Origin of the sequence: Pseudomonas sp. SWI44 (assembly GCF_002947915.1) — a bacterium.
Lineage (GTDB): Bacteria > Pseudomonadota > Gammaproteobacteria > Pseudomonadales > Pseudomonadaceae > Aquipseudomonas > Aquipseudomonas taiwanensis.
Window position 1 is genome coordinate 438,590 of record NZ_CP026674.1, and the last position, 19,495, is coordinate 458,084.

Annotated in this window: 14 protein-coding genes, 2 tRNA genes, 3 rRNA genes and 1 pseudogene; 8 read left to right on the plus strand and 12 right to left on the minus strand. The window is 57.7% G+C overall.

Translation table 11 applies throughout. From position 1 onward, the window contains the following. Positions 1 to 35: 35 nt before the first annotated feature. Positions 36 to 929 carry a LysR family transcriptional regulator gene (locus tag C4Q26_RS02180; RefSeq protein WP_104882674.1) on the plus strand — a complete coding sequence of 298 codons (894 nt, stop codon included), beginning with the start codon at positions 36 to 38 and terminating at the stop codon, positions 927 to 929. A gap of 81 nt (positions 930 to 1,010) precedes the next feature. Here C4Q26_RS02180 and C4Q26_RS02185 read toward each other — a convergent pair whose 3' ends face one another. The 3 genes and pseudogenes from C4Q26_RS02185 to C4Q26_RS02195 form a co-directional block, all read right to left on the minus strand. Beyond that, complete coding sequence (locus C4Q26_RS02185) at positions 1,011 to 3,446, minus strand: TonB-dependent receptor (protein WP_023379786.1); 2,436 nt, start codon at positions 3,444 to 3,446, stop codon at positions 1,011 to 1,013. Between the two features lie 122 nt (positions 3,447 to 3,568). Beyond that, positions 3,569 to 4,441, minus strand: coding sequence for a FecR domain-containing protein (locus C4Q26_RS02190; RefSeq protein WP_148299908.1), 873 nt, complete (start codon positions 4,439 to 4,441; stop codon positions 3,569 to 3,571). Between the two features lie 7 nt (positions 4,442 to 4,448). Beyond that, positions 4,449 to 4,952, minus strand: a pseudogene (locus C4Q26_RS02195) (RNA polymerase sigma factor); the annotation flags it as partial. Between the two features lie 135 nt (positions 4,953 to 5,087). On the opposite strand from C4Q26_RS02195, the gene C4Q26_RS02200 reads away from it, so the two are divergent. Further along, positions 5,088 to 5,576 (plus strand): LEA type 2 family protein, encoded by a 489-nt coding sequence (locus tag C4Q26_RS02200; RefSeq protein ID WP_104882675.1) that lies wholly within the window; start codon positions 5,088 to 5,090, stop codon positions 5,574 to 5,576. An 18-nt stretch (positions 5,577 to 5,594) separates the two neighbouring features. Here the strand turns inward: C4Q26_RS02200 and C4Q26_RS02205 are convergent, their stop codons facing one another. Beyond that, on the minus strand, positions 5,595 to 5,858 hold the full coding sequence (locus C4Q26_RS02205) for a hypothetical protein (RefSeq protein ID WP_023379784.1): 264 nt from the start codon (positions 5,856 to 5,858) through the stop codon (positions 5,595 to 5,597). A gap of 127 nt (positions 5,859 to 5,985) precedes the next feature. Between C4Q26_RS02205 and C4Q26_RS02210 the strand changes: the two genes are divergently transcribed. Continuing rightward, positions 5,986 to 6,306 carry a YqjD family protein gene (locus tag C4Q26_RS02210; protein ID WP_027907811.1) on the plus strand — a complete coding sequence of 107 codons (321 nt, stop codon included), beginning with the start codon at positions 5,986 to 5,988 and terminating at the stop codon, positions 6,304 to 6,306. 6 nt (positions 6,307 to 6,312) lie between these two features. Here C4Q26_RS02210 and C4Q26_RS02215 read toward each other — a convergent pair whose 3' ends face one another. After that, positions 6,313 to 6,930, minus strand: coding sequence for a tRNA-(ms[2]io[6]A)-hydroxylase (locus C4Q26_RS02215; RefSeq protein ID WP_023379782.1), 618 nt, complete (start codon positions 6,928 to 6,930; stop codon positions 6,313 to 6,315). A 154-nt stretch (positions 6,931 to 7,084) separates the two neighbouring features. Here C4Q26_RS02215 and C4Q26_RS02220 point away from each other — a divergent pair, with 154 nt between their 5' ends. After that, positions 7,085 to 7,948 (plus strand): universal stress protein, encoded by an 864-nt coding sequence (locus C4Q26_RS02220; protein WP_104881955.1) that lies wholly within the window; start codon positions 7,085 to 7,087, stop codon positions 7,946 to 7,948. Positions 7,949 to 8,018: 70 nt separating this feature from the next. Here C4Q26_RS02220 and rrf read toward each other — a convergent pair. From rrf to C4Q26_RS02245, 5 genes are all read right to left on the minus strand, one after another. Then, positions 8,019 to 8,134 (minus strand): 5S ribosomal RNA (gene rrf / locus C4Q26_RS02225). 130 nt (positions 8,135 to 8,264) lie between these two features. Then, positions 8,265 to 11,156: ribosomal RNA gene (locus tag C4Q26_RS02230) — 23S ribosomal RNA — on the minus strand. Between the two features lie 242 nt (positions 11,157 to 11,398). Next, a tRNA-Ala gene (locus C4Q26_RS02235) sits at positions 11,399 to 11,474 on the minus strand. Between the two features lie 26 nt (positions 11,475 to 11,500). Continuing rightward, positions 11,501 to 11,577 (minus strand) — tRNA-Ile (locus tag C4Q26_RS02240). Between the two features lie 86 nt (positions 11,578 to 11,663). Continuing rightward, positions 11,664 to 13,200: ribosomal RNA gene (locus tag C4Q26_RS02245) — 16S ribosomal RNA — on the minus strand. Together the 16S, 23S and 5S rRNA genes with 2 tRNA genes alongside form the textbook arrangement of a ribosomal RNA operon. A 593-nt stretch (positions 13,201 to 13,793) precedes the next feature. On the opposite strand from C4Q26_RS02245, the gene rhtA reads away from it, so the two are divergent. Both rhtA and C4Q26_RS02255 read left to right on the plus strand, forming a co-directional pair. Beyond that, positions 13,794 to 14,681, plus strand: coding sequence for a threonine/homoserine exporter RhtA (gene rhtA / locus C4Q26_RS02250; RefSeq protein WP_027907618.1), 888 nt, complete (start codon positions 13,794 to 13,796; stop codon positions 14,679 to 14,681). Between the two features lie 189 nt (positions 14,682 to 14,870). Then, positions 14,871 to 15,152: a hypothetical protein gene (locus tag C4Q26_RS02255; RefSeq protein WP_023379779.1), complete on the plus strand. Its 282-nt coding sequence runs from the start codon at positions 14,871 to 14,873 to the stop codon at positions 15,150 to 15,152. 49 nt (positions 15,153 to 15,201) lie between these two features. On the opposite strand, the gene C4Q26_RS02260 is transcribed toward C4Q26_RS02255, so the two are convergent. After that, positions 15,202 to 17,010, minus strand: a complete 1,809-nt coding sequence (locus tag C4Q26_RS02260) for an aminopeptidase P family protein (RefSeq protein WP_104882676.1) — start codon at positions 17,008 to 17,010, stop codon at positions 15,202 to 15,204. Positions 17,011 to 17,234: 224 nt separating this feature from the next. Here C4Q26_RS02260 and C4Q26_RS02265 point away from each other — a divergent pair, with 224 nt between their 5' ends. After that, positions 17,235 to 18,344, plus strand: coding sequence for a DUF3182 family protein (locus C4Q26_RS02265; protein ID WP_104882677.1), 1,110 nt, complete (start codon positions 17,235 to 17,237; stop codon positions 18,342 to 18,344). After that, positions 18,328 to 19,098 carry a S9 family peptidase gene (locus C4Q26_RS02270; protein ID WP_104881958.1) on the plus strand — a complete coding sequence of 257 codons (771 nt, stop codon included), beginning with the start codon at positions 18,328 to 18,330 and terminating at the stop codon, positions 19,096 to 19,098. Before C4Q26_RS02265 ends, C4Q26_RS02270 begins: the two co-directional genes overlap by 17 nt. On the opposite strand, the gene C4Q26_RS02275 is transcribed toward C4Q26_RS02270, so the two are convergent. Next, a complete protein-coding gene (locus C4Q26_RS02275; RefSeq protein WP_027907621.1) occupies positions 19,077 to 19,457 on the minus strand; it encodes a hypothetical protein in 381 nt (126 codons plus the stop codon). The genes C4Q26_RS02270 and C4Q26_RS02275 overlap by 22 nt on opposite strands. Positions 19,458 to 19,495: the final 38 nt, after the last annotated feature.

The following is a 19,495-nucleotide window of genomic DNA, read 5'->3' on the forward strand; positions in this document are numbered from 1 at the left end:
AAGTTTGTAAAGCTGACATTCATCAGGAGCAATGTATGCTTGGCCAAGTGCAAGACCCCGACCTGCACCTGCTGCGGCTGTTCGTCACTGTAGTAGAGGCCGGTGGTTTCAGTGCCGCCCAGGGCGTACTTGGGCTCAGCCAACCCACCATCAGCCAGCGCATGGCGCAGCTGGAAACCCGCCTGGGCTATCGCCTGTGCAACCGTGGCAAGGGCGGCTTCCGACTGACTGAAAAAGGCCAGTTATTGCTGGATGCTGCCCGCGAATTGTTGCTGAACATCGAGCACTTTCGTCAGCAGGCCAATGGCGTTGGCGGAAGGCTGCTGGGGACTGTACGGCTGGGTTTGGCAGAGGGCCAGGACACGTCGGTGAGCCTGCGCATCGCCAACGCGATATCGCGCTTTCGTGAGCGGGACGAATCCGTCCAGTTGCAATTGATCAGCGCACCACCGGCAGAGTTGGAACGACTGTTGCTGGAGCAGCGGCTGGATTACGCCATCAGCTACTTCTCCGGTAACCAGGCAGCGTTCGATTACCAACCGTTGTTCGAAGAGCGCCAGCGCTTGTACTGCGGCAAGGGCCACGCGCTGTTCGCGGTGCCGCACGTCGAGCACGGACAGTTGCTCGAAGCGGACCAGGTTCGTCACCCGTATCGCTTTCTCAAATCAGGCGAGCCGTTTCAAAGCCACCGAAGCATGGCGGTGGCGGAGCAGACCGAAAGTGTACTGGCATTCATCCTGTCGGGCCGACATATCGGTTACCTACCGTGCCATTACGCAGCACCTTGGGAGGCGCAAGGTCTGCTGCGAGCGCTGGATCCGGCGCTGGATTTCCTTGTGCCGTTCACTTTGGCCTGGCATCGAGTGCAGGCCTGCGGGGAGGCGCAGGGCGCATTCGTGGAGGATCTGCAAGGGGCGTTCGTCTCATGAAACGATCAGTCGGCGCCTACAGGGCGCGTAAAGCACCTGTAGGCGCCGGCCGGCGATCCGGCCAGCACGCGCAAGCACCGGTTAGTAGGCCATGCTCCAGGTCAGGGTGTAGGTCCGGCCCCGTCCTTGGTAGTCATACAGGTAAGCTGGCCCATAAGTTGGTGAGTAGAACAATGTCGCTCGCTGCCCCCAGACCGTACTGTACTGCTTGTCCAGAAGGTTCTGGATACCCGCGCTGAAGGTGCCGAAACCGGTGTCCTGGCTGGCCAGCAGGTCGAAGGTCGTATACCCGTCGATCTCGTGGTCAGCGTCATCCTTCAAGCTGAATGCATGGTTGGCCTGCAGGCGTGCGCTACGGCCGTCACCTTTCCAGCCAACGAACGCAGTGGATTTGGACAACGATGCATATCGAGCGTCGCGCTTGTCCCAGCCGCCATTGGCGTCTTCTTCCTCGGAGCGGGTGAGGTGCAGGGTGCCGCCCGCCTCCCAACCGCTCTGAAAGTGCCGGGTCAACGCCCCTTCAAAGCCAAAGTCTCGGCTCTTCTGGTCTTCCACATCGATGGTCAGCGTCTGCGAGTCGACGTTGATGATCTTGTCCGACCAGATGTAGTACAGCGCTGCCTGGGCATCCCAATCCAGATCGGCGTAGCGCCAGCCGAGCTCGACCTGACGACTCTTGATACCCGCCAGCGGGTTGTCGGCCACGCTCAGGCCTTGCTTGCCGTAGTATTTGGCAGGGTCTGGCAGGTCGAAACCTTCACCGTAGTTGGTCCAAACCTGGTGGCCATTCTTGAAATCGTAGATGGCTCCCATGTTGTAAAGATTGACCTGGTAGTCATTGCTGCCGCCCGGCACGCCCTTGAAATCGCTGACATCCACGTCCATCTGCTGGCGTCGTGCGCCTGTGGACAGGGTCAGGTTATCGGTCGCATGCCAATCGAGCTGGGCGTAAACGGACACACCGTCGACCCGGTAGCTGGGGTAACGGTCCGCCTTGCTGGCTTTGTCCAGGTCCAGGCCACCGCTTTCAGACGAGGTCAGTGCATCGAAGGTGGTCTGCTGGGCATTGAAGCGCTCTCGGTCAAGGTCTACCCCGTAAGTGAGCTTGAGCGTGTCCCACTGCTTGGCGAACAACCCTTTGAGGCTGGTGACCTCGAAATTCTGCTGCGACGCGGCGAAGTACACGCCGCGCGAGCCGGTGGGAGTGGCGCGGTTGTAGTAAGGGAACGGATAGAAATTGTCGTCCTCCTTGCGATACGAAGCTTGCAGGTAGAAGTCCTGGCCCAGCACATCGGTGTGGTGGTAGTTGGCATTGAGTAGCAGACGCCGGGTGCGAGGTTCCAGGTCAGAGGAATAACCACCGCGCAGCTCGGCGTCTTCTAAGTCTGACGGTGCGTTGTAGTTGAGGTTGGGGAAGTAGATGCCGGTGCTGCCGTGGTTACCGGAATCGTAGTACTGGGCCAACAGGTCGAGGCTCTGCTCGTCGCTCAAGGTGAGCCCCAGGGTGCCGAGCACATCGAGGGTGCGGTTGTACTGCAAGTCGGTCTGAGTGTTGTCGATGAAAATCTGGTCGCCCGCACCGTCATAGAACGCCTCGTTCTGTTCGCCGGAAACTCCCAGGCGAGCCTTCACCCGCTCATTGCCGCCGCTGACCGACTGAGCGAAACGAGTGGCCAGGTCGTCGCTGTTGTTGAAGCCGCTGCTGGCGCCAAACTGAGTCTCGAAACGTGCAGGCCCCGGCTCGCCCTTCTTGGTCACGATGTTGATGATGCCGCCGGTGGCACCACCGCCATAGATGGCGCTGGCGCCGGACAACACTTCCACGCGCTCGACGTTGAACGGCGAGATGCTATCGAACTGGCGCGACAAACCGCGCGAACTGTTCTGGCTGACACCGTCGATCATCACCAACACGTTGCGCCCGCGCATGTTCTGGCCGTAGTTGGTGCGGCCTTCAGGGGCCAGGTCCAGGCCAGGCACCAACTTGCCGATGGCCTCCTTGAGACTGACGCCGCTGTCGATCTGCTCGCGCAGCTGCTGTTGATCAACGACCCAGACCGTACCAGGAATTTCACTGATGGCAGTGCTGGTACGCGACGCCACGCTCACTTCGATGGGCTTGAGATTGATCGCCTGCGGCGCACCTTCGGCCCTGCGCAGGGTTACGGTGCGGACGTCGCTGAACTGCCAGGCCATGTCGCTTCCGGCCAGCAGCTGTTGCAATGCCTGCTCGATGCTGTAGCTACCCTGCAGTGCCGGGCTGGTGAGCCCTGCGACGTCGCTGGTGGTGTACAGCAGGTGCAAACCCGCCTGGTCGGCAAACGCGGTCAGGGCCTGGTCGAGGGCCTGCGCAGGGAGATCGAGCTGTACCTGTCGAGCTTCGACCCGGGCTTGATCGCGAGCGGAGTCGGCCCAGACCTGCAGCGGGCTGGCAAGCATGGCCAGGGCGGTGCAGGACAGCAAGGCATGATGGAACCGACCGCCGCGGCGGTGCAAAGGCTTGAGCGTGAGTGTCACGAATAAGCTTCCAGACAAGTCGTAAATGAGAATGGGTTGCTGATCAGTCCCACTACGACGATCTGGCCTGCATGAACTTGCAGTGCTGAATGAAAAAAATTTCGATTATTTTTTCTGACGACTCAATGCACTACAGCCAGCCATGGCAGATAGGTGACCTTCAGGCCGTAACGCTGCTCGAGTGTGCGCAACAAAGCGTGAGGCTCGTCAAGATCGAAAACGCCACTGACTTGCAGTGTGGCCAGCTGGCTGTCCGACAACAGGATGCGACCCTGCTGGTAACGCTCAAGCTCTGCCAGCACCTGGCCCAATGGCTTGCCATTGAAAATCAGCTTGCCGCGCTGCCAGGCTGTCTGCGCGCTGGCGTCTGCCGATACCGGCACGAGCTGCCCCGCTACCCTTGCCTCACCTTCGGCCAGCACCACCCGGCCGTCGCTGCGCACGCTGAACACGGCGGTGTCGCCCCGCACGGTCTCATCGCCAGTATCGACAACAAAGGGGCGCACATCGTTGACCGTTTCGAACAACGCCTCGCCGGCCCGCAACACGACCCTGCGCTCATGATCGGTAAAGGCCACGGTCAAGGCGCTGGCACTGTTGAGCACCACCCGCGAGCCATCGGCCAGGGTAATGCTCTGCCGCTGCCCCACGCCTGTGTGATAGTCCGCCAGCCAGACTGGGGCCTGCTGCCAACCGCTGTAGCCCGCCACCAACAGCACCACTGATGCGGCGATGCCAGCAAACCAATGGCGCTTGCGCGGTGCCGGCGACGCAATGAACGATGCGGCAGCGGAAGTGCCGCCGATATCCTCCCAGAGCGCTTGGGCCTCCCGTGCCGCCTCGGCATGGGCCGCGCTGAGCTGGCACCAGCGTTGATAGCGTGCGTGGTCTGCCGCACTGGCGTTGCCAGAATGCAGCAGCACCTGCCAGTCAAGGGCGTCGTTGGACAGGTCGCTGGTCGGTGGAGGCGCGGGCATGGCAAGGGCATCAGTCATGGTTGTGTTTGACCCAGTCACGGCAGTGGCGCAGGGCTTGGCCGATGTATTTTGCCACCATGCTCTCGGAAACGCCCAGCCGCTGTGCAATTTGCGCCTGGGTCAGGCCTTCGACGCGGTTGAGCAACAGGGCTTCGCGGGGTTTGCTGGGCAATTGCAGCAGCGCTTGGTCGAGTATCTGCAAACGCTCGCGGGCAAGCAGCGCCGCTTCCGGCGCGGGGGCCGGACAGGCAATCTCTCCCGCACCGTCACTGTCATCGTGGCGGGACGCGATACGCTGCTCACGACGCAGGGCATCGATCGCCAGATTGCCGGCCACGCGAAAGATGTAACTGCGCGCATGCAGAACCGGTATCGCCTGCTGATCGACCTGTACGAGCTTCAGATAGGTCTCCTGCGCCACATCGGCGGCCCGCTGCCGGTCGTTCATACGCCGGGTGAGAAACTGCAGCAGGTCGTCGTAGTGCTCCTGGAAACTTGCCAGCAGACCAGACACGGGAGACGTCAGCATTGAGTGAGAAGCAGCCAGTAAGAGAGATTATCGGGCGTTAATGAGAAACAGTATCTTTCATAAGGCCCGAGACTTTCAACGTCCTCGTGCATTTGCCACACTGCATGCTGATTTTCTAACGAAAAGGCCACCTCTATGCGTGACCGTCTTATGCGCTGCGCCCGTTATGCACTGATGCTATTGATGGCGCTTGGGCTCGGTGCCTGTGCGCTGTTCCAGGCGCGCGACCCACTGAACATCAGCGTCATCGGCATCGAGCCTTTGCCAGGACAAGAACTGGAGATGCGCATGGCAGTGAAGATGCGCGTGCAGAACCCTAATGATGCATCGGTCGATTACGACGGTGTCGCACTCAATCTGGAAGTGAATGGCCAGCCACTGGCGGCCGGCGTCAGCGACCAGAAGGGGCACATCGGCCGATACGACGAAGCGGTGATCGTGGTGCCGGTCAGCATCACTGCGTTCTCCTTCCTGCGCCAGGCCTATGGGCTGCGCAAGCTGGACTCACTGCAAGGCCTGCCCTATGTGTTGCGCGGAAAACTGGCGGGAGGGTTGTTTGGCACGGTGCGTTTCACCGACCAGGGCAAGCTTGACCTGCCTCAGGGTGGCAGCCTTTATCGTTGAGTGCAGGATATCAGGCGCTCAACGATTGGCGCTGGCGGCGGCCATCAGCTTGTTGACCTCGCTGCGCACCATGTTTGCGTATTCCGGTGGCGACATGCTGTCAAGCTCGGCACGTACCCACTCGGCCCATTTGCCTTTGCGCCGGGGCTTTTCGGCAATCAGCCGCGCGGCCTCGCCCTTGGCTTTGCCGAGGTTGTTCTGCCACAGTTCGAACAAGCGGGCCTTTTCTGCCTCGATCTGCGCCCGTTCCTCGAAGCTCTTGTTGGCCAGATTGAAACTCATGGGGATACCTGCATGTGAAAAATGGTCGCTATCTTACACTGTAGGGGCGAATGATCGGTAAGCCGGCGCAACTTTCCCGCCGCACCGGCATCCATTATTCAACTCACCCATCGACGAGGATGTGTTCATGGCCCGGAAAACCGCCCTGATTACCGAAAGCGAACAAATCAAGGACCAAGTGTTCAGCGAGCTGCAGGCATTGATCGAAGAGTCAGAGAAGCTCCTCAACGACAGCGCCTCCCTGGTAGGCGAAGAGGCAGAAACCCTGCGCGCCCAAGTCAGCCTCAAATTGCGCCAGGCCCGTGAGTCTGCCAACCGGGTACGTGCCAAGGCCCAACCCGTGATGGATGCCACCCAGGACTACATTGGCGGGCATCCTTGGCAAACCGTTGCCATTTCCGCGGGCTTTGGCTTGGTCATCGGGTTGTTGCTGGGGCGGCGTTCTTGAAGTGGATCAGGCAGCCTGCGCCATGGGGATACCGCTGTGAAAGCGCAATTCCTGATCGGGTGAACTGATCAGTTCGACCTCTGCCTCGCGCACCAGCTCCACACGCTTGGCAATATCCGCCTCAGCACCGTACTGGTGTGCAAGCTTCAGGTAACCCTGATAATGGCGCGCCTCGCTTTTCAGCAGCCCGTGATAGAAGGTGCCGAGCTCTTCATCCAGGTGCGGCACCAAGGCTGCGAAGCGCTCGCAACTACGCGCCTCGATAAAGGCCCCGACAACCAGTGTGTCGACCAGTTTGACCGGCTCGTGGGCCCGTACCAGACGGCGCAGACCCGACGCATAACGCCCGGCGGAAACCGGTCGCAATGGCACACCACGACGCTTCATCAGACGCAGCACCTGTTCATGATGCACCAACTCTTCACGGGCCAGGCGCGACATCATGTTGATCAGGTCCAGGTGCGTGTTGTACTTGGCGATCAGACTCAGCGCGGTGCTGGCAGCCTTGAACTCGCAATTCTTGTGGTCGATCAGCAAGGTTTCCTGATCCGACAGCGCCGCCTCGATCCAAGCGTCTGGGGTGGGACAGCCGAGGAAAGCGTCGATTTCGGGGATCAGGGACATAAGCACACAACCACACAGGACAGGCAGGACCAGGAATTATACCGGCGGCGTCGGCCAACGCCAGTGGCTATGCTTGATGTACATCAAACGGCGGCGTGCGCGGCGCGGACTATAGTCAGGCACAGGTCGCCATCTTTGAAGGGAGCTAACGCCCATGCAAGCCGTCCGCAGCATCCTTGTCGTTCTAGACCCTGCGCATGCCCATAGCCGCGCACTGACCCGGGCCAAACTGATCGCAGGTGTGACAGGTGCCCGCCTGCACCTGCTGATGTGTGACAAGAATCGTGAGCACAGTGCCCTTTTGAGTTTGCTGCAAAGCCAGTTGCGCGATGATGGGTATGTCAATGTCACCCATGAAGAGGCTTGGCAAGAAAGCCTGCACGAAACCATTATTCGGGTGCAGCAGGCTGAAGGTTGCGAACTGGTGATCAAGGAGCATCGACCGGATAACCCACTGAAAAAGGCGATACTGACACCCAGCGACTGGAAGCTGTTGCGTCAGTGCCCTTGCGCAGTGTTGATGGTCAAGAGCGAGCGGCCCTGGACCGGTGGAGTGATTCTTGCTGCTGTTGATGTCGGCAATCAGGACGAGGACCACCGTCGCCTGCATGCCAGTATCATCGATCACGGTTATGCAATCGCCAGCTTGGCCAAAGGGGAATTGCATGTGATCTGCGCCCATCCCTCCCCCATGCTTTCCGCTTCCGACCCCGCCTTCCAACTCAGCGAAACCATCGAGCAGCGCTATAGGGACGCATGCACAGCTTTCCAAGCCGAGTTCGATATCAGTGATGATCGCCTGCACATCGCAGAAGGCCCGGCGGATGTTCTAATCCCCTTCACGGAGGACAAGTACGACGCTGTCGTGACCATCATGGGTACCGTCGGCCGAACCGGCATAACCGGCGCTTTGATCGGAAACACCGCAGAGGTGGTGCTAGACGCGTTGAAAGGCGATGTATTGGTGCTCAAGAGCGAGGAAGCAACAGCCCACCTGGCGGAACTGGCGAGGGGTTGAGACTGCAACCACCGCGCCGGAAAGACAAAACCCCTACCTGCTCACGCAGATAGGGGTTTTGCGAAATGAATCTTGACGATGACCTACTCTCACATGGGGAAACCCCACACTACCATCGGCGATGCATCGTTTCACTGCTGAGTTCGGGATGGGATCAGGTGGTTCCAATGCTCTATGGTCGTCAAGAAATTCTGTTGCCAAAATGTCGTTTAAACACTCTTGGCCAATTCGGATATGTGAATTTGTGGTCTTGCGAACTTTCGGTCGTTTCGTCTTCACCACCGCAATCTGCGTCGGCAAATTGCTTGGGTGTTATATGGTCAAGCCTCACGGGCAATTAGTATTGGTTAGCTCAACGCCTCACAGCGCTTACACACCCAACCTATCAACGTCGTAGTCTTCGACGGCCCTTTAGGGAACTCAAGGTTCCAGTGAGATCTCATCTTGAGGCAAGTTTCCCGCTTAGATGCTTTCAGCGGTTATCTCTTCCGAACATAGCTACCCGGCAATGCCACTGGCGTGACAACCGGAACACCAGAGGTTCGTCCACTCCGGTCCTCTCGTACTAGGAGCAGCCCCTCTCAAATCTCAAACGTCCACGGCAGATAGGGACCGAACTGTCTCACGACGTTCTAAACCCAGCTCGCGTACCACTTTAAATGGCGAACAGCCATACCCTTGGGACCGGCTTCAGCCCCAGGATGTGATGAGCCGACATCGAGGTGCCAAACACCGCCGTCGATATGAACTCTTGGGCGGTATCAGCCTGTTATCCCCGGAGTACCTTTTATCCGTTGAGCGATGGCCCTTCCATACAGAACCACCGGATCACTAAGACCTACTTTCGTACCTGCTCGACGTGTTTGTCTCGCAGTCAAGCGCGCTTTTGCCTTTATACTCTGCGACCGATTTCCGACCGGTCTGAGCGCACCTTCGTACTCCTCCGTTACTCTTTGGGAGGAGACCGCCCCAGTCAAACTACCCACCATACACTGTCCTCGATCCGGATAACGGACCTGAGTTAGAACCTCAAAGTTGCCAGGGTGGTATTTCAAGAATGGCTCCATGAGAACTGGCGTCCCCACTTCAAAGCCTCCCACCTATCCTACACAAGCAAATTCAAAGTCCAGTGCAAAGCTATAGTAAAGGTTCACGGGGTCTTTCCGTCTAGCCGCGGATACACTGCATCTTCACAGCGATTTCAATTTCACTGAGTCTCGGGTGGAGACAGCGCCGCCATCGTTACGCCATTCGTGCAGGTCGGAACTTACCCGACAAGGAATTTCGCTACCTTAGGACCGTTATAGTTACGGCCGCCGTTTACCGGGGCTTCGATCAAGAGCTTCGCTTGCGCTAACCCCATCAATTAACCTTCCGGCACCGGGCAGGCGTCACACCCTATACGTCCACTTTCGTGTTTGCAGAGTGCTGTGTTTTTAATAAACAGTCGCAGCGGCCTGGTATCTTCGACCGACATGGGCTTACGGAGCAAGTCCTTCACCCTCGTCGGCGCACCTTCTCCCGAAGTTACGGTGCCATTTTGCCTAGTTCCTTCACCCGAGTTCTCTCAAGCGCCTTGGTATTCTCTACCCGACCACCTGTGTCGGTTTGGGGTACGGTTCCCAGTTATCTGAAGCTTAGGAGCTTTTCTTGGAAGCATGGCATCAACCACTTCGTCGCCTAGAGGCAACTCGTCATCAGCTCTCGGCCTTGAGATCCCGGATTTGCCTAAGATCTCAGCCTACCACCTTAAACTTGGACAACCAACGCCAAGCTGGCCTAGCCTTCTCCGTCCCTCCATCGCAATAACTGGAAGTACAGGAATATTAACCTGTTTTCCATCGACTACGCTTTTCAGCCTCGCCTTAGGGACCGACTAACCCTGCGTCGATTAACGTTGCGCAGGAAACCTTGGTCTTTCGGCGTGGGAGTTTTTCACTCCCATTGTCGTTACTCATGTCAGCATTCGCACTTCTGATACCTCCAGCAAGCTTCTCAACTCACCTTCACAGGCTTACAGAACGCTCCTCTACCGCGTCATCAAAGATGACACCCGTAGCTTCGGTGCATGGTTTGAGCCCCGTTACATCTTCCGCGCAGGCCGACTCGACTAGTGAGCTATTACGCTTTCTTTAAAGGATGGCTGCTTCTAAGCCAACCTCCTAGCTGTCTAAGCCTTCCCACATCGTTTCCCACTTAACCATGACTTTGGGACCTTAGCTGACGGTCTGGGTTGTTTCCCTTTTCACGACGGACGTTAGCACCCGCCGTGTGTCTCCCATGCTCGGCACTTCCAGGTATTCGGAGTTTGCATCGGTTTGGTAAGTCGGGATGACCCCCTAGCCGAAACAGTGCTCTACCCCCTGGAGTGATACATGAGGCGCTACCTAAATAGCTTTCGAGGAGAACCAGCTATCTCCGAGCTTGATTAGCCTTTCACTCCGATCCACAGGTCATCCGCTAACTTTTCAACGGTAGTCGGTTCGGTCCTCCAGTCAGTGTTACCTAACCTTCAACCTGCCCATGGATAGATCGCCCGGTTTCGGGTCTATACCCAGCGACTAAACGCCCTATTAAGACTCGCTTTCGCTACGCCTCCCCTATTCGGTTAAGCTCGCCACTGAATATAAGTCGCTGACCCATTATACAAAAGGTACGCAGTCACCTAACAAAGTAGGCTCCCACTGCTTGTACGCATACGGTTTCAGGTTCTATTTCACTCCCCTCTCCGGGGTTCTTTTCGCCTTTCCCTCACGGTACTGGTTCACTATCGGTCAGTCAGTAGTATTTAGCCTTGGAGGATGGTCCCCCCATGTTCAGACAAAGTTTCTCGTGCTCCGTCCTACTCGATTTCATTGATAAGAGATTTTCGTGTACGGGGCTATCACCCACTATGGCCGCACTTTCCAGAGCGTTCCACTAATCTCAAATCAACTTAAGGGCTGGTCCCCGTTCGCTCGCCACTACTAAGGGAATCTCGGTTGATTTCTTTTCCTCAGGGTACTTAGATGTTTCAGTTCCCCTGGTTCGCCTCTTGCACCTATGTATTCAGTACAAGATAACCAGCTTGTGCTGGCTGGGTTCCCCCATTCAGAGATCTCTGGATCACAGTCTGTTTGCCGACTCCCCAAAGCTTATCGCAGGCTACCACGTCTTTCATCGCCTCTGACTGCCAAGGCATCCACCGTATGCGCTTCTTCACTTGACCATATAACCCCAAGCAATCTGGTTATACTGTGAAGACGACATTCGCCGAAAATTCGCATGTTGCTCAATTAAGAGCAGAACTCACAAATTTTACCTTAGCCTGACATCACACCAGTGAAAGTGCGTGTCAGTCTATCTATCACATATCCGAATTTTTAAAGAACGATCTGACAAAAGTCAGAAATCAACATTCGATCTGAATGTTCATTTCTAAGTTCTGAGCAGCTGTACAACCTGAAAGAGTGGTGGAGCCAAGCGGGATCGAACCGCTGACCTCCTGCGTGCAAGGCAGGCGCTCTCCCAGCTGAGCTATGGCCCCGTGTGTTCTAGGCCGCACCAAGTAATTGGTAGGTCTGGGCAGATTTGAACTGCCGACCTCACCCTTATCAGGGGTGCGCTCTAACCAACTGAGCTACAGACCTATAACAGGGTCGCGTTACAGCATCGTCTTTATACAAAGAATCAAGCAATTCGTGTGGGAGCTCATCAGCAGGCTGATGTCGTCGATTAAGGAGGTGATCCAGCCGCAGGTTCCCCTACGGCTACCTTGTTACGACTTCACCCCAGTCATGAATCACACCGTGGTAACCGTCCTCCCGAAGGTTAGACTAGCTACTTCTGGTGCAACCCACTCCCATGGTGTGACGGGCGGTGTGTACAAGGCCCGGGAACGTATTCACCGCGACATTCTGATTCGCGATTACTAGCGATTCCGACTTCACGCAGTCGAGTTGCAGACTGCGATCCGGACTACGATCGGTTTTGTGAGATTAGCTCCACCTCGCGGCTTGGCAACCCTCTGTACCGACCATTGTAGCACGTGTGTAGCCCAGGCCGTAAGGGCCATGATGACTTGACGTCATCCCCACCTTCCTCCGGTTTGTCACCGGCAGTCTCCTTAGAGTGCCCACCATAACGTGCTGGTAACTAAGGACAAGGGTTGCGCTCGTTACGGGACTTAACCCAACATCTCACGACACGAGCTGACGACAGCCATGCAGCACCTGTGTCAGAGTTCCCGAAGGCACCAATCCATCTCTGGAAAGTTCTCTGCATGTCAAGGCCTGGTAAGGTTCTTCGCGTTGCTTCGAATTAAACCACATGCTCCACCGCTTGTGCGGGCCCCCGTCAATTCATTTGAGTTTTAACCTTGCGGCCGTACTCCCCAGGCGGTCAACTTAATGCGTTAGCTGCGCCACTAAAATCTCAAGGATTCCAACGGCTAGTTGACATCGTTTACGGCGTGGACTACCAGGGTATCTAATCCTGTTTGCTCCCCACGCTTTCGCACCTCAGTGTCAGTATCAGTCCAGGTGGTCGCCTTCGCCACTGGTGTTCCTTCCTATATCTACGCATTTCACCGCTACACAGGAAATTCCACCACCCTCTACCGTACTCTAGCTCGCCAGTTTTGGATGCAGTTCCCAGGTTGAGCCCGGGGCTTTCACATCCAACTTAACGAACCACCTACGCGCGCTTTACGCCCAGTAATTCCGATTAACGCTTGCACCCTCTGTATTACCGCGGCTGCTGGCACAGAGTTAGCCGGTGCTTATTCTGTCGGTAACGTCAAAACAGCAAGGTATTAGCTTACTGCCCTTCCTCCCAACTTAAAGTGCTTTACAATCCGAAGACCTTCTTCACACACGCGGCATGGCTGGATCAGGCTTTCGCCCATTGTCCAATATTCCCCACTGCTGCCTCCCGTAGGAGTCTGGACCGTGTCTCAGTTCCAGTGTGACTGATCATCCTCTCAGACCAGTTACGGATCGTCGCCTTGGTGAGCCATTACCTCACCAACTAGCTAATCCGACCTAGGCTCATCTGATAGCGCAAGGCCCGAAGGTCCCCTGCTTTCTCCCGTAGGACGTATGCGGTATTAGCGTTCCTTTCGAAACGTTGCCCCCCACTACCAGGCAGATTCCTAGGCATTACTCACCCGTCCGCCGCTGAATCAAGGAGCAAGCTCCCGTCATCCGCTCGACTTGCATGTGTTAGGCCTGCCGCCAGCGTTCAATCTGAGCCATGATCAAACTCTTCAGTTCAATACTGCTTGGGTTTTTAAGAAACCCTAAACTTGGCTCAGCAATCTCAAATGACTATGTGATTTCTCGCATGGCCACTTGTGATGCTGATAATCTTTGTGACTATCAGTCCGTACTCACAAGCACCCACACGAATTGCTTGATTCGATTTGTTAAAGAGCGTTTGGCTAAGAGCGTTTCGTCTCAACCGAGGCGCGCATTCTACGCTTTCCTCATTTGCTGTCAAGCGTTTATTTGAAGTTTTTTGCGAGAAACTCGTTTAGCTTCAAACACTTGACTCGCTGCGATCTCTCGTAGCGGGAGGCGAATAATACAGCGTTTTAAAACGCTGTCAACCTTCTTGCCAACCGCCACCGACTTCGAGATCGAAGCCCTTCCGATACTACCTGAAAATTTAACTCTTTGATTAACAAAGCGTTTCTTTTTCGACCACGTCGGAAGAGGTGCGCATTATAAGGGGATTCGAAGGCCCGTCAACCCCCTCTGTCGCAGAAACCCACACCCCCCCTCATATAGAAGCAATGCTTGCGGCCCGACCGATCAATTGCGCACTATAGTGCACATCACCCCTCTCCCAGGATCGCAACACAGCAATGAACACCCAATCCCGCAGTCTGGCCGCCACCCTTTTCCCGATAGGCCTGCTGCTTATTGCCATGGCATCGATTCAATCTGGCGCCTCGCTTGCCAAGAGCATGTTTCCGATCATCGGCGCACAAGGCACTACCACACTGCGGCTGGTTTTTGCGTCCGTGATCATGCTGCTCATCCTGCGCCCCTGGCGAGCACGCATTACCGCCACCACGCTACGCAATGTGATCATCTATGGCATGGCGCTGGGTGGCATGAACTTCCTCTTCTATATGTCCCTGCAAACCGTCCCTCTGGGCATCGCCGTAGCACTGGAATTCACCGGCCCCCTGGCCGTGGCGCTGTTCGGCTCACGTCGAGCCATCGACTTCCTGTGGGTTGGCCTGGCCACTCTAGGGTTAGTGCTACTGATCCCTGCCGGCCATGGCGGCCAGTCGCTGGACCTTGTGGGTGCCACCTACGCTCTGGGAGCTGGCGTGTGCTGGGCGCTCTATATTCTGTTCGGCCAACGTGCCGGCGCCGAGCACGGTATCCAAGGGGCTGCGCTGGGTGTAGTGGTCGCCGCCATCTTCGTGGCGCCTATCGGTATCGTCCACGCCGGCAGCGCCCTGCTGACACCTGCCGTGATCCCGCTAGCCCTGGGTGTCGCCATCCTGTCGACCGCCCTGCCCTATAGCCTGGAAATGATCGCACTCACGAAAATGCCAGCGCGCACCTTTGGCACCTTGATGAGCATCGAGCCTGCGGTCGCCGCGATGTCAGGGCTGGTGTTCCTGGGCGAGGTCCTGACATTCACTCAGTGGCTGGCCATCGCGGCGATCATTACCGCTTCGGTGGGTGCCACACTGTCGATGCGCAGGGAAGCGAATCCTCCTGTCGCCGCCGACTGATATGAGAAATATTTTCATTTGAGACAGGATTAACCATTGTGGGCGCCCGCCGTGCTGATTAAGCTGTCACAGAATCATCATGTTTACGCTATCTACTGAGCCGAACACGGACGCTGGGGACATTTCAGGAAGAATTGACGCAATTACGACAGGGCGACACCTGACAAGCCCTGCACAGTAAGGACAGGAATGAAACGTATTTTGGTCATCCTGGCCATCTTCGCTATTGCTGGATGTGCCGCCACAGCCAAGACTGAGGTCAAGAGAGGGAAGAAGGGCCTGCATATCAACTGCTCGGGGCTCTCCTCTTCATGGGACAACTGCTACAGCAAGGCCGCAAACTCGTGCAGCAAGCGAGGCTACAAAGTCATCGCGCGGTCCGGGGATACCGATGAAGAACCCGGAGATTACCTGTTCGGCATCAATCCCGCCGGCTATACCAGCCGCAGCATGATCGTCATCTGTAAATAAGGAAGGGCAGCCCAAGTGCTGCCCTTTTTCGGTCGTGCAGAGGCTCACGTCACAACGGAGTTGTTCGCGCCTCCAGCCAAGTCAGTGCGTCACCCTGCAACAGCGGCGCGAGGCGCTCACGAACGATTAGGTGATAGCCATTCAACCATTTGCGTTCCTCCTCGGTTAGCGACTCCGGGACAAGGCAACGTGTGTCGATCGGGCACAACGTCAAGGTCTCGAAAGACAGGAAGTCGCCGAACACACTCTTGCCCGCCTCACGGGTTGCCACCAAATTCTCGATTCGCACCCCCCAAGCACCCGGCCGGTAGGTGCCTGGCTCGATCGAACTGATCATCCCTGCCTGCATCGCAGTCTGCGGAGCCGCCGCCGCTTGGTAGGCAATCACCTGCGGACCTTCATGCACGTTCATGAAGTAGCCCACGCCATGCCCGGTACCATGGCCATAGTCGACCTGGTCAGCCCAGATCGGTGCACGCGCAATGGCATCAAGCAGCGGCGACAGGATGCCCCGTGGAAAGGTGGCGCGGGACAGCGCGATCATCCCCTTGAGCACACGCGTGCAGTCCTTTTTCTGTTCAAGACTCGGGGTACCCACAGGAACCATCCGGGTGATGTCGGTGGTGCCGCCAAGGTACTGCCCTCCGGAGTCTATCAACAGCAGGCCATTGCCCTCGATGACCGCATGGGACGCTTCGGTCGCGCGGTAATGCGGCATGGCACCGTTACCATTGAAGGCGGCAATGGTCGAGAAACTCAGCGAAACGAAGCCTGGACGACGTCGACGCGCAGCGCTCAATTTCTCATCGACAGTCAGCTCGGTTATCACCTCTTGGCCCTGCTGCGCCTCGAACCAGGCGAAGAATTCGCACAAGGCCGCTCCATCCTGCTCCATGACCTGCCGAATATGCCGCAGTTCCTCATCGCTCTTGCGCGATTTGCTCAGCGTCGTCGGGTTCAAACCTTCGATCAGTTGCACCCCTGCGTCCAGGTTATTCAACAGGCCGCAGGTCACGCGCGCCGGATCGACCAGCAGCCGGCTGCCGTGTGGCAGTCGCTTCAATGCCTCGTGGGCCGCGCTGTAATCACGTACTTCGATGCCATCCACTTCAAGCACATGACGCAAATGCTCATCGAGCTTGCTGACCTCCACGAACAGAATTGCCTGGTCCTTGCCGATAAGTGCAAAGGCAACGAAGACCGGGTTGTATGAAACATCGCTTCCGCGCAAGTTGAACAGCCAGGCAATGTCATCCAAGGTCGCGATGAAATGCCAGTCTGCTCCCTTCTCCTGCAAGGCACCACGCAACTGGGCAAGTTTCTCGGCCCGGCTGACCGTGGCATAAGGAGGCAGGTGCTGATAGACCGGGTTGAAGGGCAGTTGCGGGCGCCCCTCCCAGACCTCTTCCAGCAGATCCTTGTCAGTGACAAGCCGCGCTTCGCGGGCTTTTAGCCGATCTTGAAGCTGTCGCGACGAAGCCAGAGCCATGACCGCCCCATCCACGGCCACCGTGCCATCGAACGGAACATGTTCTCCCAACCATTCCAGCGCCCCAGGCTTGCCCGGCATCAGCTTCATCAGTTCGATGCCGCTTCCGGCCAGCTCTTTCTCGGCCTGCTCCCAATAACGGCTGTCGACCCATACCCCTGCAAAGCCTGCAGTCACCACCAAGGTGCCCACCGAGCCGTCAAAACCCGACAGCCAACGGCGCCCCTGCCAATAACCGGGCAAGTACTCGGACAAATGGGGGTCGGCCGAAGGCACCAGCAGGGCATCGACACCCTCCCGCGCCATGACTTCGCGCACGCGCGCCAGGCGCTCCGGCACACTTTGCTCAATCGTGGTCTGAACGTTCATGCGCACTCCTGCGGACACATCTTGGTTATTCCAGGATGAGGATAATGGAACAGCAGCCACGGTGTCGCAATCGTGGCGTCGACTCACGGCATGCAATGCCCATGACGCCCTGTAGGAACGAGACACTTCCTACGATCGAGCGGGACCACCGATCAGTTCCGGCTGAACTTACCGCAAGCCACAGCTTCACAAACTCTATATTCATCGCGCTCAGGCGGAAGCACATGGCACGTGTCACCGAGAAAACCGCCGTGGTACTGCTCGACACCCGCGAGCACACCCCGGAACACGAACACAGCGTGCATCTGAAACTGGCCCAGGGCCTGGCCCAACTGCTGGGGTGCGAGACGGTCCTGTCCGACCTGCCACCGTCGCAACACGAGCAGTGCTACTACCTGCCTACCGAAACGCTGATCGACCCACAACGGTACACGGCGCTGGGCATTCACAGCGCGCGTGACCTGTTTGGCGGTTTGGTCAGCCATCCCTACATGGCGACGAAGGCAATCTCCCATCCACTGCCGGCAAATGCCAGCTTCCCGCCCGGCTGGACCGACGACTTTGCCCGACAAGCCAGCGATGCGCTGCTGTGCGGCTACACCGTATTCAGCAAGTCCGATGCCCGCCGCGCAGCCCAGTTGTTGCTGCGCGACGGGCCAGTGCGGATCAAACCCGTCCTGTCGCGCGCCGGGCGTGGCCAGAAAGCCATCAGCGAACGGGATGGACTGGAACCGCTATTGGCCAGCATGGACGACAAGGATCTGGCACTTTGGGGTCTGGTGCTTGAGGAAGACCTGAGCGACATACAGACCTTCAGTGTCGGCCAGGTACAGGTCGCAGGCCACACCTGCAGCTATCACGGTACCCAGCAGTTGACCCGTGATCACCAAGGGGAAGAGGTCTACGGCGGCTCAGAACTGGTCGTGGTACGTGGTGATTACCACGCCTTGCTGCAACTGCCCCTGGAAGACCATGTGCGCCTGGCGATCCGCCAGGCCATGATTTACGAGGAAGCCGCAGAGCAGCACTTTCCCGGTTTCATCGCATCGCGGCGCAACTATGACATCGCACGCGGGAGCAATGGCCAAGGCCGCCTGCGCAGCGGCGTGCTCGAGCAATCGTGGCGCGTCGGCGGCGCCAGCAGTGCAGAACTCCTGGCACTGCAGGCTTTCGCCGACGACCCGGCACTGCAGCAGGTCTGCGCCTCGACCCACGAAGTTTTCGGGCAACTTGAACTACCCACTGACGCCACCCTCTTCTACCAAGGAAACGACAGTGAACTCGGACAACTCAGCAAATTCGCACGGATTCGCCACTATGAGTATTCAGAGTGAATCCGTTGATCTGCAGGTCGAGGGCGACAGCATAGCCGGCACTCTTGTCAGCCCCGGCAACAAGATGCCAGGCATTCTGTTCGTCCACGGCTGGGGCGGTAGCCAGCAACGAGACCTGGCCCGCGCCAGGCAGATTACGGGACTTGGCTGCGTGTGCATGACCTTCGACCTGCGTGGCCACGAAAAGACCGCTAGCCAACGCCTGACCGTCACGCGCGAGCAGAACCTCCAAGACCTACTGGTGGCCTACGACCGCCTGGCCGGCCACCCGGCCGTCGATAGTAACGCTATCGCCATCATCGGAAGCAGCTACGGAGGCTACCTGGCAACCCTGCTGACCTTGCAGCGGCCCGTAAAATGGTTGGCCTTGCGCGTACCGGCAATGTACTGGGACGAGGATTGGCATAGCCCCAAGCAAACCCTCGACCGCCAGCGCCTCAACGCCTACCGCCAGCGCCCGCTTGGCCCGGACGACAACCGCGCCCTGGCGGCCTGTGCAGCGTTTCGCGGCGACGTGTTACTGGTCGAATCAGAGCAGGATGACTATGTCCCTCATACGACGATGATGAGTTATCGCTCAGCGTTCGTCAGCGCTCACTCGCTCACCCACCGCATTGTCGATGGAGCCGATCACGCGCTTTCCAGCGAGGAGAACCAAAAAGCCTACAGCTCGATCCTGACGGCGTGGATCAGCGAAATGGTGATCGGTGCACGCCTCGACCGCTACCCGCATTATGCCCCGTGGTATGCCTGACCCTCACCGATCTGGCAGTGCAGGTCTCCATCGGCGTCGCGTACCAGGCTGCACAATGCCTGGTAGGCGGCAAAGTTGACCCCCCGGGCCCGGTGTAGGCTCAACAGGTCGAAGAACGGCTCCTCGGCAAAGCACTCTGCAGCCGCTGCCCAGGCTTGGCGGGACTGCCATTGCAGACACTGCAGCACCCGACTGCCATCGTCGCTGGTCTGGATGCTGACCCCTTGCAAGTCTTTGCAACGCACAGCCAACTCTTCGCTGCGCACGACCAGCGCCTGGGCCAACGCTGCCTGATGCGAGGCGGGCACTTGGTATTCGATCATCTGAGTGAACCACAGGGTTTGCGGTGTGGCTGTCATCAGCAGTCTCCTTGTCGAGGGCACTTGCTACAAGATGT